Origin of the sequence: Enterococcus sp. BSD2780061688st2 D3 (assembly GCF_005844145.1) — a bacterium.
Classification (GTDB): Bacteria; Bacillota; Bacilli; order Lactobacillales; family Enterococcaceae; genus Enterococcus_B; species Enterococcus_B durans.
Window position 1 is genome coordinate 18,291 of sequence record NZ_SPHN01000022.1, and the last position, 14,554, is coordinate 32,844.

Sequence of the window (14,554 nt, forward strand, 5' to 3'; positions counted from 1 at the left end):
TTATTCTCTGTTTTTTACCAAAACCTTTAACTGTAGCAACACTATCAATAAGATCGTCAAGAGAATGTATACGCCCGTCACCAAAAGATTGCTTTCTTTTTGCAATGGTAATAGAGCCGTCACACCATTCAGATAGATGAACCAAAAAACTGACATGATCCCTATAAACGCTCTTCCGTTTTTGAAGAGTGTCCCTAACACTTGTGCCAATACTATCAAAGATAGACCAAAAAACAGTAATAAAATTATTTCACTGGGATTTTTTACCATGATCGGCACTAACAGACAACATACAAACAAAAATAAAACGATCAATTCACTATTTTGTTGATGCCTTTGTCCTTTAGTAACAGTTCTCAACCAATCATAAACCCCATTTGTTTGTGTTTGACTACCTAGCAATGAGATCGGACCGATTGCTAGGATGAATAAAATAGGCAAGACTACTTCATTCAAAACAGAACGTGACACGATCCATGCTGCTATCCACATCAATATGATCCCTACTAATTGCCAAAGAGGTATCACTTGAAAGATTCGAATCGCCTCTTGCTTGATCAATCGATCGTATTTAAAATTCATTTCTTCTATTGGTTTCCACTTTAGATTATTGACTGGTTTCGAGTCAACAATTACCGGCGTTTGTGTTTTTTTATACTTTTTACGGACGATGATCCGCTTGTTTAGCAAGAGAGCGGACAATAATACTAAAAATATACAGATGACGATTTGTATCCCAATAGCTATCAAATCTGATGGCTTAAAATCGATAGCCGAGATAACGAGAGAAAGGGTGCCAGACTGTGGCCCTTTCCCACTACTTAAAACTTGCAAGCCATTGATTGGTTTTCCAGCGACAATACCTGCTTGTTTTATTGCATCCAAAATATAATTCGTTCCTGATAGATTGAATAGATTTAGCCCTTCTTGCTTATTTCTCATTGCCTCAAGTACGTAGAGGATCAAAAGAAAAAAAATCATCGCGATCGTTCCGAATGTTCCTCGTAAAAATGGTAAAGTATCCGCTAGTAGAGCTAGTGCCGAAAGTAATAAAATACCAGGTAACAGTACTAAAAAAGGGCTTAAAAACTGGTACATAGAGAGCCATTGTCCTGGAAAGCGCAAAATCGACATAAAAAAAGTTCCGATAACTACTGTAAGCCATAGACTTACTAATAAAAGGCAATTTGCAGTGAATTTACCAAAAACATAGCGAAATTGATGGAAGCTTGTTGTCATAAATAGATCGGCAACTCCTGTTTCACGATCAAGGGATAGTGAATTCCTTATGAACAAAAAGCCTATTATGGGCAGAATCAAGCCTAATATCAAAGCTGCACTTGACGGTAACCATGAAGGGTTATCTGCTTGACGATAAACAGTTGGATCAATGGAAAGAACCTGAATCACTCCTTTTGCACGAGGTGTACTTATAACAGAAAGAAATAATAGCATAGCAACTGTAACAAAAAATGAAGGGATTCTGATCCGTTGAAAGAGGTCAGCTTTCATTATGCGAATCATTTTTGCTTCACCTGTCTTTCCAACAGTGCAATACTCGCATCTTCGAGCCTTGGCGCAACGACCTTGGCAGAAGACGTCGGAGCTGTTTCAGCAATCACCCGTACATGTATGCCATCTGACTCTTGGATCAGCGAACTGACCATGTTCGAAGAATCTGGAAAGATTCCACTCGGCAATACATACTCCCAAACCATACCATTCGCTTTTTTTACTAAGTCATTTGGTGACCCATGGAAAAGTAGTCGTCCAGCCTTCAAAAAGACTAAGTCACTAGCAACTGCTTCTATATCTGAAATAATATGAGTCGATAGTATGACGATCCGCTCAACTGCAAGCTCACTTAATATATTCCTAAACGTGGCTCGTTCCAACGGATCAAGTCCGGCCGTTGGTTCGTCAACTAAAATTACTTTTGGATCACCTAGAAGTGTCGCGGCCATCCCTACGCGTTGGATCATCCCCCCCTGAAAAATCATTCAGACGTCGTTTTCCCACATCTTCCAAGTGGAATTGCTTTAATAATTGAGAGATTTGCATTTTTCCATCTTGCGCAGCTATACCTTTTATGGCAGCAATATAATTTAAATATTCTGTAGCAGATAATTGTGGATAATAGGGCACATGCTGAGGCAAGTAGCCGAGAATATTGCGCATGATTTTGGGATGGTTTACTACATCCTGACTTTCCATGAAAATCTCCCCTGAACTGGGCTTTAACATAGTAGAGAGGATTTTGAGCAAGGTTGATTTTCCTGCTCCATTAGGGCCGATCAATCCGATTAACCCGCCCGATTTGAAGTTCAACGATACATCATCTAACGCAGTCTTGTTCGAATAGTTCATTGTCAAATTTTTAACTGAAAGTTCCATTTCATCAGGTCCTTTTCATTTCATAATAAATGGTTCTGTTATCTATCTTCAAAACATCCTATTTAGGAGTGTTACACAAAAGACGCGCATCTCATCAAAGGCTTCTAGCGAAGTTCAAAAAGCCATTCTGGTCCAACGAAAAACTTAGCCTCAGTAACTATTGCCCTCAAATAAAATCAGAGGAACAACCATCAGTCTCTCCGCTTTTCACTCACGAAATCTCAGGTAATGAATAGCATCTTTCCTTGAGGCTGGGACAGAAGTATTTAACTCCGAGAAATAAGAAGAAATTAACGAAAATTGCTTTTCAAATTTTTGTGGATTTCGGCTTATTTCCAAAGGAGTTGCTTCTGCTCCCTCCGTTTATTCGTTTTTAAAGAATGAGACAAAAGTGTTTCTTACTTTTGTCCCACGCTCTTGGATCAAACGCAAGTTATTCCTTGGTCGATTATTTTTTTGGATCAATAAAAAAATGGACCAATCAGCTCGATCAAAACGCTAGAATCAATTCGTTTGAGTCTGCGAGAAAGCGAGCTGTGGCCCAAATTCGTTTCGCGATTTTATCCAAGATATTCATCAAGAAAGGCATATCATATTTCATGATAGCTGACAAAATCTTGTAAGCATCCTACAGAAATATGTTGCATACTGTCATAAAATCGTTTTTTTATAGTAATGTTGCCATTTAGGAAGAAGCGTTGTGTTCCATCCCAAATGGCAACTGATGAAATGACGTTCGATGTATTTCATTTCATATTTTGACCCTTTGATCTTGGATAAACCAATATATAAGAGGTTTGTTGTAGTTGAATAGCTACAGATTGAAGGTCAAAAAATCAAGGATTTTGTTTATTAGCCATAAACATATCATAGTAAGTATCCATGATTTCTTGAGCAATCGTCAAATTCATATGGTCTTTTTCATCCAATAGATTTGGTAAAACTACACTGATAGCTATCTCAGGATTATCGGTTGGACCATAGGCTACAATATTACTGTTAACTGTTGTGATATCAGGATGCCCTTCTGCCACTGTTTCAGCTGTACCAGTTTTGGCAGACAAATCCATTTTTGCGTTAGCCAGAGGTTTAGCTGTCGTATACCCATCCGTTCCGTGAACGACTTGATGGAATCCTTCACGAAGAATGGACATTTCTTCCGCAGTAATGTCTACATTATTCGCTACTTTTGTTTCGATTTCTTTTTTTACTTCTCCTAGATTGCCATCTGCATCATTGCCATAGATAGCTTTCACTAGACGAGGTTCAATTCTTTTTCCACCATTCGCCACCGTAGACGCATACTGTGCTAATTGGATCGGTGTGTACGTATCAAACTGACCGAACGCAAGATCGGTGAAGTTACCTGGTGAATACCATTGTGCGCCGTTGTCAGAATTGAATTTCTTCATAAAATCGACTGAACGGGAGATACCGGCAGATTCATTTGGCAAATCGATACCTGTTGTTGTGCCCAAGCCAAATTCTTTAAATGCTTTACGTAATTCCTCATAGGCTTTTGCTTCCTCATCAAGAGAAGGTAAGCCCATGTTAGGTGTATATTCCAAGCCAAGCATTTTTAATGCGACTTTGATCATGTACGTATTTGACGATAATTCAAGCGCCTTTACCGCATTGATAGGTATTTGTCCACTGCGGTTGAAGACCGAACTTTTCTCAGCAGAACCTTGCAGTTTGATTGGTTCATCCACCAACACTTGATTGCCAGCAATCGCCGCTGTTTGCCAACCAGCGGTCAAAGTTCCTGCTTTGACAACAGACCCCGGTGTAAATGCACTTGTGATCGTACCCAAAGCATTTTCTGTCAGTTCATTCGACCCTTCTTTATGACTGAATCCTGTCATTGCCAATACTTCTCCAGTTTGAGGATTCATCGCAACTGCGTAAGCACCCGGTGAATACTTCGCTTTCCCATTATTGACTAATGTCTGATAATTATTTTTTAAGATGTCCTCCACTTTTGATTGGAATTCTGAATTGATGGACAACATCAAATTAGACCCTTTTTCTCCAGCAAAGATTTCTTTTTTATTTGTGACATTTCCATCACTGTCTAAAGTTACTTCGTATTGTGTTTTTGTACCTTGTAAGACATCCTCATATTGTTTTTCAAGGTAACTTTGACCAACTCGATCATTACGAGAATATCCCTTGGCTAGATATTTATCCGCTTCATCCGCTGGCAGTCCTTGTTTTTCTGTAGTCACACTACCTAAAATACTTTTTAATGAGTCTGCTGCATTGTATTGACGTGTCCAGTCCGTTCCAGTTGAAACGCCTGGTAACTCTGAAGCGTGTTCCGCTACGACTGCAAGTTCTTGGTCAGTCACCCCAGAATTTTTGATAAATACTGTATTCAATTCGTAGGCGCTATTCATGCGTTTAAAAATCGTTGCAATTTTTAATTCTTCTTCATTGAATTGGATTTCATCTTTTGTGACCTTGTCTACAGTTGCACTGTATTGCTCACTAGTTTCCAACTGCTTTTCTTTAGCGGAAAGTCGTTCCGTTGCTTCTTTCAAATGTTTAGGATCAGCCAACCAGAAATCTTTTTTATCCCGTTCGGTCAAATTCTCATCCGCTGGAACATCGATCAATTGATTGAGTTTCGTTGCTACCTCCAGCAAATCTTTTGACGTGACTTTTGTCCCTCTTGTAAAAGTAATCGCTTGGTTTGCTTGATTTGTCACTAACGCCTTTCCAGTTGAATCATAGATCATTCCTCGAGGAGAACTTGTTTGGATCGTCAAGGTAGATGAAGATTTGACTTTTGCTTCCATCTCTTCCCCATTGACGATTTGCAGATACCCCAGTCGAGCAATCAGCGCTACGAACAATGTAAATATAATGAAAAAAAGAAAATTTAAGCGAAAAGGCACGTGGGAACGGCGAAATGGTTTGTTTTTTGGTTCCTGTGCCCCTTTTTTTATTTTATCCATCCAAGAATTGTTCATAAATTTTTTCATAAAATCTTTCATCATTCCTATCTTTTACCTACTTACATTCACGATTCATTGTACCTAAATTTCTGAAATTAAAAAAGAAAAAAAGTTATGCTAAAAAAATTCTTTAACGAAATTCAAGATAAAAATCTCCTTTTGTTTCACAAAACTAAATTGCGTCACAAATACAAATAATTCAAATCGTTAAAAAACAGAGCTTTTTTAATAATTTTCGTTCTGATTTCCGTGAAACACAACAGGCGCTATTTTTACTGTGGAAAACTACCTGTTTTTCTATTATTTTCGCACAATCATAGTTTCGACTCAAAATAGCCTTTGATTGCTTGTCTTGTTTTTCCCACTTTTTCGCTCAACTGTTCATTTTTTGCCATATACAAATAAAAAATAATATCGATTGTCACGAATTGAGCTAACAAGGAATTCGTTGCTGCACTTCGGTTAGTGATTTCTTTTGGTCTGGAGGTTTGGATGACGACATCTGCGATTCTGCTTAAATGGTTGGTTCCAAATTGTGTTAAAGCAATTACTGGAATACCCAGATCTTTAGCGATCTCCCCTACTGCAACCACGTCTGCAGTGTTGCCAGAATTGGATATCAGCCACAGCACTTTTTTCGTTTCATTACTTACCAACTGAGGGAGTAGCACATGGATATCTTTTTCAAAGATGATCGGTTTTCCGACCCGTGACCATTTCTGCACGATGTCTTCCACCACAAGAGAAGAAGCTCCTACACCATATAAAAAAACTGTTTCTGCGCCTTCTAAACTTTGAACGACCTCTTGGATCTTTTCTTCTTTCAAGACGTCAACCGTCTCTCTGATCGCCACTTGCGCATTATTTCCTAATTTATTTTTGATCGAATAAAAGGATTCATTCGGTTGGATGTCGCTAAAGCCTTCGTCGATACCTGTTTGGAGTTCTGTCGAAATATTTATTTTAAAATCAGTCAAGCTTTGATAGCCGATTTTTTTAGAAAATCGAACGACTGTTGGCGCACTTAATCCAGCTGATTCAGCTAGTTCATTGGCCGTCATCGTTGGAATTTTTTCTACATTGTTGATAATATAATCTGCAAGTTTTTTTTCTGCAGAGGAATACTCTTCCATCATGCTTTTGATATGGCTAATAACGCCCATAGATCTCACATCCTTTTCATCTTACAGTCTATGTAAGTATACCATATCTAAGCCTTTTGAGCGGCACAGCAATGTATAAAATTTCTTTAGTTTTTGTCTAAATATTCCTTGTGGTCGCTAGTGGAAAAAAACAGCAGAGTAAGACAAATCGTCTTCTCTGCTGTTTTTTGTGTCTACTATTTGATTAGCCTTCACGACTATAGTTTTGTACTTCCGCAACAATTGCATCTACAAAGATGTTCAGATCTTCTACGGATGTTTCTTTACTACCGTATTTACGGATATTTACTGTTGCATCCTCTACTTCTTTATCTCCTACAACCAATTGGTAAGGGACTTTTTGTGTTTGAGAAGCACGAATCTTATACCCCATTTTTTCATTACGGTCGTCTACTTCTACTCGCAAGCCTTTCATTTGAAGGCGTTCTTTGATTTCATAAGCATAGTCGCTGTGTGCATCCACTGAAACAGGAATGATCGTTGCTTGGATCGGTGCCAACCAAGTTGGGAAAGCTCCTTTGTATACTTCTGTTAAATAAGCAACAAAACGTTCCATCGTTGAAACGATTCCTCGGTGGATAACCACTGGACGATGGGTATTTTCACCATCTTCTCCTACGTAAGTCAATTCAAAACGTTCAGGCAACAAGAAGTCTAATTGGATCGTTGATAATGTTTCTTCTGTACCTAGTGCTGTTTTGACTTGAACGTCTAGTTTTGGTCCGTAGAAAGCAGCTTCTCCTTCTGCTTCAAAATAATCAAGTTCTAATTCGTCCATTGCGGCTTTAAGCATTACTTGTGCTTTTTCCCACATTGCATCATCATCAAAATATTTGTGTGTATTATTTGGGTCACGGTAACTCAAACGGAAACGGTAGTCTGTGATATTGAAGTCTGCATAAACAGCAACCATCAACTCAAGCGTACGTTTGAATTCGTCTTTGATTTGATCTGGTCTTACAAATGTATGCCCATCATTCAACGTCATTTCACGGACACGTTGCAATCCTGACAAAGCACCTGATTTTTCATAACGGTGCATCATTCCAAGTTCAGCGATACGAATTGGTAATTCACGATAGGAATGGATCGCGTTTTTGTAGACCATCATGTGGTGAGGGCAATTCATCGGGCGAAGAACGAGCATTTCACCGTCACCCATATCCATTGGTGGGAACATATCTTCTTGGTAATGATCCCAGTGTCCAGATGTCTTATACAGTTCTACATCCCCCATGATCGGTGTGTAGACGTGTTGATAGCCTAAGCTGACTTCTTTATCAACGATATAGCGTTCAATCGTACGGCGGATCGTTGCGCCTTTTGGCAACCAGAAAGGTAAGCCTGATCCTACTTCTGGCGAAACCATGAATAAATCTAATTCTTTTCCTAGTTTACGGTGATCTCTTTCTTTTGCTTCTTCACGAAGGCGGATGAATTCTTTTAGTTCTTTTTTATCAAAGAATGCTGTTCCATACACACGTTGCATCATGTGATTATTTGAATTTCCGCGCCAATATGCACCAGCAACTGATAGCAATTTGAATACTTGGATACGTCCAGTTGAAGGAACATGTGGTCCACGGCATAGGTCGATGAATTCACCTTGTTGGTATGCAGTGATTACTTCATTTTCTGGTAATTCACTGATCAATTCAACTTTGTATGGGTCACTTGCAAAAATATCCAACGCTTCTTGTTTTGAAAGGACACGTCGTTCGATAGGCAGATTTTCTTTCACGATCTTCATCATTTCAGCTTCGATTGCTGGAAGATCTTCTACACTGATTTGGTTTTCTCCGTTATCTGTGTCGTAATAAAAGCCTGAATCGATTGCAGGTCCTACACCAAAATGAATATTTGGATATAAACGACGCATTGCTTGAGCCATCAAATGTGCTGCAGAGTGACGGACTAAAGATAGTGCATCTTCGTGGTCTGGTGTAACGATCTCGATTGTTGCGTCTTCTTCAATCCCGCGATTCAAGTCAACCAACTGTCCGTTGACTTTACCAGCAAAAGCTTTTTTAGCTAAACTTTTTGAAATACTTTCGGCGATTTCAGCAGTAGTACTGCCAGCCTCAAATTCTTTGACTGCGCCATCTGGAAAAGTGATCTTTATCATAATAAATAGCCTCCCTTAGATTTTTGATTGATCGAGAACTCCAACAAAAAAGTCCTAGCATCTCATAAACAAGATACTAGGACGAAAGATTCGTGGTTCCACCTAATTTCGAACGTCAATACGTTCCTTAAGCGTTATAACGGTACGACCGCCTTTGTTTCGACAAAGGTTTCGAAAGTGGTCATCCTTTGGTTTTCTTCTGGAAAAGTTTCAGCCTAGCTTTTCCTCTCTTATCGAAGACTCTCAAATTCAGTTGGCTTTCTCATCAATCAACTATGTGTTTATTTAACCACTAATAAAAAGAAAAATCAAGTAAGTACATGACTTATTTTTTCCATTCACCATTTACGCCATATGTTCCTTTTTTCATTTCATTGATGATGACATGGATGTGCTCTTTTGGCGCTTGCGTATTTTTGTGGACTGCTTCCGTGATATCTTTCATCATATTTTCAAGTTGTTCTGGACTACGTCCTTCTACTAATTCTACGTGTACGAATGGCATTGTATCGTCTCCCTTATGATTGGTCTTGAAACTGTATCATTTGTTTCAAACAGATTTTCTACCACTTGATAATACCGCAAAACAAAGGAAGTGAAAAGAATTTTCTATACTTTATCTATCACTTCATCTGTCACTTCTCGCTCTTAATGCACTAAGGATCGATACCGTATCGACCACTTCTTGGAGTACTGCACCAAATAAAGCTGGGATCACACCCATACTTGCAACGAGCATCAAAAAGACACAGATAAAGATACCGATCAATACCGATTGCTTGGCAACTTGCATCGTTCTTTTCGAAATCATTACTGCTGTCGTGACTTTCGTTAGATCATCTTTCAATATGACTGCGTCAGCACTTTCACTAGCAGCTGTCGATCCATGAGCACCCATTGCTATCCCAACATCTGCGATGGCTAGAGCAGGTGCATCATTGACGCCATCTCCCACCATCGTAACGGGCCGATCTTTTTCAGGGATTTGTTCCAAGATCTTCAGCTTGTCTTGTGGCAAACAACGTGCATGGATAGAAGTCAGACCTACTTCTGCTGCGATTGATTCGGCGATTGCCTGCCCATCTCCTGTGATCATCATGAGATCGGAAATACCAAGTTTCTTTAATTCTTGAATCGTTTCTTTTGCTTCTGGACGAAGGGTATCTGAAAAAAGGATCGTGCCTGCAAATTGACCGTTAATAGCAACATAGATCGCTGTTTTCGTTGTCTGAATTTCATTGGTGCCAACAAATGAAGCTCTCCCGATTTTCACTTGATGATCGGCTACAAGCGCCTGTATCCCTTGGCCTGTGATTTCCTTCAAATCACTTACAGCTAACAATTGATTGTGAGGCACATTTTTTAGTAAGGAGCGCGCCAAAATATGCCCTGATTCCTGCTCGGCACTTGCAGCATAGATCAACAAATCATCTTCTGTAATGGCTGGCTCTGGGTGGATCTCAGCGACTTCAAGGAAGCCTTTTGTGATCGTCCCCGTTTTATCAAAAGCAACTGTTTTGGTACGTGCTAACTTTTCAATAGTCGTCCCAGTCTTCACAACGATCCCATTTTTACTAGAACGGCTCATTCCTGCGACTAGCGCAATTGGTGCTGCTAAGATCAATGGACAAGGGGAGGCTACCACTAACACCTCTGCAAAACGCAACGGATCTTTGCTTAACCACCATGATATCCCACCAATCAAATAGGCTATCAGTGTAAACGGAACTGCATAGCGGTCTGCCAATCGAACAAAGTGAGCCGGCTTTTCTTTTGATTCTTCCACTAATTTTATGATCAGTTGATACTGACTGTCAGCTGCTCTTTTTTCGATCTGCATCTGGATCGAGTCATTCCCATTGACTGATCCGGACATCAATTCATCGCCGACGACTTTAGTGATTGGTTTCGCCTCACCAGTCAGTGAGGATTCGTCAAATTGAGATTCTCCTTTTACTACTCTTCCGTCTGCCGGAACGATTTCTCCTGGCTTGACTACGATAATGTCATTGATTTCGATCGAATCAACAGCAATTTCTTTTAGTTTTCCATCCTCCAGTTTATGTGCCGTGCGAGGAGTACGATCTAATAAAGATTGTAGTTCTTTACTTGCCTTTTTATTGGCATAGTCTTCCAAGCTATCTCCACCAGTCAGCATGACTAAGATCATCAGACTTGCCCAATATTCCCTTACGATCAATGTGGCGACAATTGCTGTAATTGCTAAGATGTCGACACCGTATTTGCCAGAACGTAGGGTCTTTATCATTTCAAGAAACATAAAAAATGCTAAAAAGCCTCCAGTGACTGCAATGATAAGGTAGGCAATCTGCGGTTGTTTAAAAATAAATTCACTGATCAGCGCAATAATACCTATAGAAACAGTTAATAAAAATTTCTTAAAATGTGCCATGTTCTCACTCCTCTATAGAGTATAGAATACCGATTCCTCATAACTTTGTGAATTATTTACTCTTAAATGAAAATAACTATCACTCTCATCCTCTATTATCAAAAACAACTTCTGTTAATCAATGGACAAAGGTACCTTTTTTTCAGCTTTTGTGCTATACTTTTAATTCGTTATTTACGGCGGAAGGAGCACATAAAGAAATGAATGAAAGACAACTAGAACAACAGCATGTGGATGAAACGACTCACTTGATCCAACTTGAACAAAAGCTGCTGGACAATAAACAACAAACGCTCACACAGGAAATGAATGATTCCACGAAAGAGACTGCTACCCATAAGATCCGTGCCGGTTCAAATGAATCTTTTTATGAGTCAGCTGTTGAATACCGCCAACACGAGCAAGAACTGCTTTTAAAATACCATACACTCGAAGCACAGCAAAAACGTCTGCAAACCCTAGCGGTAATGAAAGAAAACCCTTATTTTGCACGTATTGACTTTAAAGAAGAAAGTGAAGCTGAAACACTTTATTTAGGGATTGCTTCATTACGAGACCTCGCAGAAGAAACGATCGTGATCGATTGGCGTGCGCCTATCGCAAACCTTTATTATGAAGGAGAAATCGGTCCTGCCTTTTATGAAACCGATACTGAGAAGATCAATGTTGATTTATTATTGAAACGCCAATTCAAGATCGTAGATGGGAAAATCGTTTCGATGGTCGATACATCTGAAGTGATTAATGATGATTTCTTACTAGAGATTTTAGATGATGCATCAAGCGCACATATGAAAAACATCGTTTCCACCATCCAAAAGGCACAAAATGCCATCATTCGTGATACACAGAGCAAAGTCATGTTGATCGAAGGTATCGCCGGTAGCGGGAAAACATCTGCTTTACTACAGCGCATTGCTTTTTTACTTTACCATAATCGAAAATGGCTTGAAGCTGAAAATGTGCTATTGTTTTCACCAAACCATCTTTTTTCAGATTATATCTCGACCGTCTTGCCTTCTTTAGGTGAAAGCGGCGTTCCTACGCAAACATTCAAAAGCTATTTGGAACAACTCGTTCCAGAATTCACGTTGCTGGAAGAAGACCAGCAGGAAGCTGGCTTTTTATCTGGTGACAAAGATCCAGTCAAAACGTTAAAAAGCGGTTTGACATTGATTGATCATATTGATGCGTATATCGAAACAATCACAAATTACGGTCCCCTGTTTCGTGACATGAAAATCAATGGACGTACTATTTTGTCAAAAGAATCGATCCGCACCTGGTACCAAGAAACCAATGAACTGCTGCCATTACATCAACGTATTTCGCTCTTACAAACAAAATTATTAAAAAAATTGGGTGGATTACAAAAAGACGAAACCCGTCAACAATGGGTCAAAGATCTGGCAGAAGAACAATTACAAGAGTTATATGCGACTGATCCTAATCTAGAATACACCGAGCAAAAAGAACGCTCTTTACGTAAAAAACTAGCAAATCAAATCGTCAAAAAACGATTACGCCGTATCTATCGCGGAATCATGAATTATCAATTCGTCAATATTACGAAACAATACCTGCATTTTATCCAAACAATTCCAGAAATAGTTTTGGCAAAGAATCACATCAGTCCGCAAATGTGGCAAGAACATGCAATGCGACTAAAAGAAAATCTGCGTCAACGTTACTTGCAGCAAGAAGATGCTGTCTTATTCTTCTTGTTGATGCGCAAAGTTTATCCTGTCTCCGCCACACAAAAAGCACGCTATATCTTCATTGATGAAATGCAAGATTTCGCTCCTGCACAGGTGGCTCTTTTACAGGCGGTTTATCCGAAAGCGAATTTGACATTTTGTGGTGATTTGAATCAAAATGTTTTTGGGAATGAAACGATTACAGGTTCACTTGACCAATTATTCAAAGAGCAGGAAGTCACTCATTTCCAATTAACGACGAGTTACCGTTCGACAAAAGAAATCACTGATTTTGCTAATCACTTTTTGTCAAAAGAAGACCATGTGGAAACAACTGCTCGCAAAGGAGAGCTCCCAGTCATTGTGGAAGGCACTTCCTTAGAGGCTCGCTTAAATTGGCTGTCTGACTCACTTGAGCAAGCACAAGAAAAAACACGTTATTGGCGCACGGCGATCATTGGAAAAACGCAAGCTGAATGTGAACAGCTCTATGAGCAACTACCGAGTATCCTAAAAGAAAAGATCCAATTGATCTCAAATGAAACAGACTTCATGAAACGACAAATCGTTTTATTGCCTGCTTTCTTAGCGAAAGGATTAGAATTTGATCGTGTATATCTCTGGAATATCGATCAAGAAAACTTTTTCTCAAGCCAAGACAAGTTAGTCCTTTATACGATGTGTACCCGTGCAATGCATGAATTGTACGTGATGACATCTGAAACTAGCCCTCTGATCGAAACGATGCCCTCTGCGCTTTACACTAAAATAAACTTATAAGCAGAATAAATGGAGCATGGGACAAAAGTAAAAAACACTTCTGTCCCAACCTCCTCTATTTGGTTTTTAGGAGCACAGAAATCAAACCACGAGTTCGGTGTCCGGATATTTTAATTTAACTAAAGAGATGATCATTCGCAACTCTTCCATGTTTTCAGGATATTCAGGATCAAACAGCTTACTATGACGACCGATTCCACCATTATCAATCAAGCGATAAATTCGATTCCATTCGATGAATTGCTCAAGCGTCTGAAAATTACTGAGGGGGTAACCGCCACTGTCAAGAATCTCCGATACTCTAAAAGCTAGATAGGCACTATCGATCACCTTTGCTTTTTTTAAATCATACTTTTCATTTTTTTCGATCAAGATTTTCCCCGGTTGATGTTTAAGGCTCCATTCCAATAACCGGAAAAAAGCTTCCATTCGATAATCCTCTTCAAATAATTGATAAGCAGAATCTGAACGTCGAAAAAGCAGAGGAATCAAATAATTTCTTTTGTATATCAACATGGGTGCACGATCCACCATACACTCTAGATAACGATTGAGATACCCAGTTCCGACATAGTTCCCTAAGCGGTAGCCTTCTACCCCATAACGTGCATATTTCTGTGCCAATTTCGAACAATCTGCTACATTCACAGCTAGTTCTTCGATTTTCTGGTAACCGCTTAAAATACGTTCAAAAGGCTCTAAACTAATTTTTGCTTCCATACTCTTCCCCGCCTACATCCACATTACTATGTATCATTTTTTCAAATAATACTTATAACATAATAATAACACAGGACTAAAAAGAATAGAAAATAAATCATACGAAATTACGACAGAAAGTTGCGTTATGCTATATGTTCGCTCCTCCTTGAGCAAAAATATAAGACTTCTCTTTTATACTTATGTGTTTCATTTTTTTTTACGTCACATCTGCTCTTTTACATAAAAAACATACTAAGATTAGAGGGTAAATTCATCGACGGATGAAATTACCCTCTAACGCTCTTTTAAGCGTATAGTTG

At 39.2% G+C, this 14,554-nt stretch carries 8 protein-coding genes and 1 pseudogene; 1 reads left to right on the forward strand and 8 read right to left on the reverse strand.

Going from position 1 to position 14,554, the window contains the following annotated elements; translation table 11 throughout:
• The 7 genes and pseudogenes from FGQ66_RS13350 to FGQ66_RS13385 form a co-directional block, all read right to left on the reverse strand.
• On the reverse strand, positions 1-1,524 hold the full coding sequence (locus FGQ66_RS13350) for an ABC transporter permease (RefSeq protein ID WP_138302587.1): 1,524 nt from the start codon (positions 1,522-1,524) through the stop codon (positions 1-3).
• Positions 1,521-2,394 (reverse strand): annotated as a pseudogene (locus tag FGQ66_RS15740) (ATP-binding cassette domain-containing protein). The gene FGQ66_RS13350 and the pseudogene FGQ66_RS15740 overlap by 4 nt, the downstream one beginning before the upstream one ends.
• 836 nt (positions 2,395-3,230) lie before the next feature.
• Positions 3,231-5,396, reverse strand: a complete 2,166-nt coding sequence (locus tag FGQ66_RS13360; RefSeq protein ID WP_053108909.1) for a peptidoglycan D,D-transpeptidase FtsI family protein — start codon at positions 5,394-5,396, stop codon at positions 3,231-3,233.
• A 272-nt stretch (positions 5,397-5,668) separates the two neighbouring features.
• Complete coding sequence (locus FGQ66_RS13365) at positions 5,669-6,517, reverse strand: MurR/RpiR family transcriptional regulator (RefSeq protein WP_005877856.1); 849 nt, start codon at positions 6,515-6,517, stop codon at positions 5,669-5,671.
• 184 nt (positions 6,518-6,701) lie between these two features.
• A complete protein-coding gene (thrS, locus tag FGQ66_RS13370) occupies positions 6,702-8,642 on the reverse strand; it encodes a threonine--tRNA ligase (RefSeq protein ID WP_130095987.1) in 1,941 nt (646 codons plus the stop codon).
• A 325-nt stretch (positions 8,643-8,967) separates the two neighbouring features.
• Positions 8,968-9,147, reverse strand: a complete 180-nt coding sequence (thmT, locus tag FGQ66_RS13380) for a 2-hydroxymuconate tautomerase (protein ID WP_002287649.1) — start codon at positions 9,145-9,147, stop codon at positions 8,968-8,970.
• A gap of 123 nt (positions 9,148-9,270) precedes the next feature.
• Complete coding sequence (locus FGQ66_RS13385; protein WP_081134726.1) at positions 9,271-11,055, reverse strand: heavy metal translocating P-type ATPase; 1,785 nt, start codon at positions 11,053-11,055, stop codon at positions 9,271-9,273.
• Positions 11,056-11,255: 200 nt separating this feature from the next.
• Between FGQ66_RS13385 and helD the strand changes: the two genes are divergently transcribed.
• Complete coding sequence (gene helD / locus FGQ66_RS13390; RefSeq protein ID WP_138302588.1) at positions 11,256-13,532, forward strand: RNA polymerase recycling motor HelD; 2,277 nt, start codon at positions 11,256-11,258, stop codon at positions 13,530-13,532.
• 81 nt (positions 13,533-13,613) lie between these two features.
• Here helD and FGQ66_RS13395 read toward each other — a convergent pair whose 3' ends face one another.
• Positions 13,614-14,252: a hypothetical protein gene (locus FGQ66_RS13395; RefSeq protein WP_005877839.1), complete on the reverse strand. Its 639-nt coding sequence runs from the start codon at positions 14,250-14,252 to the stop codon at positions 13,614-13,616.
• Positions 14,253-14,554: the final 302 nt, after the last annotated feature.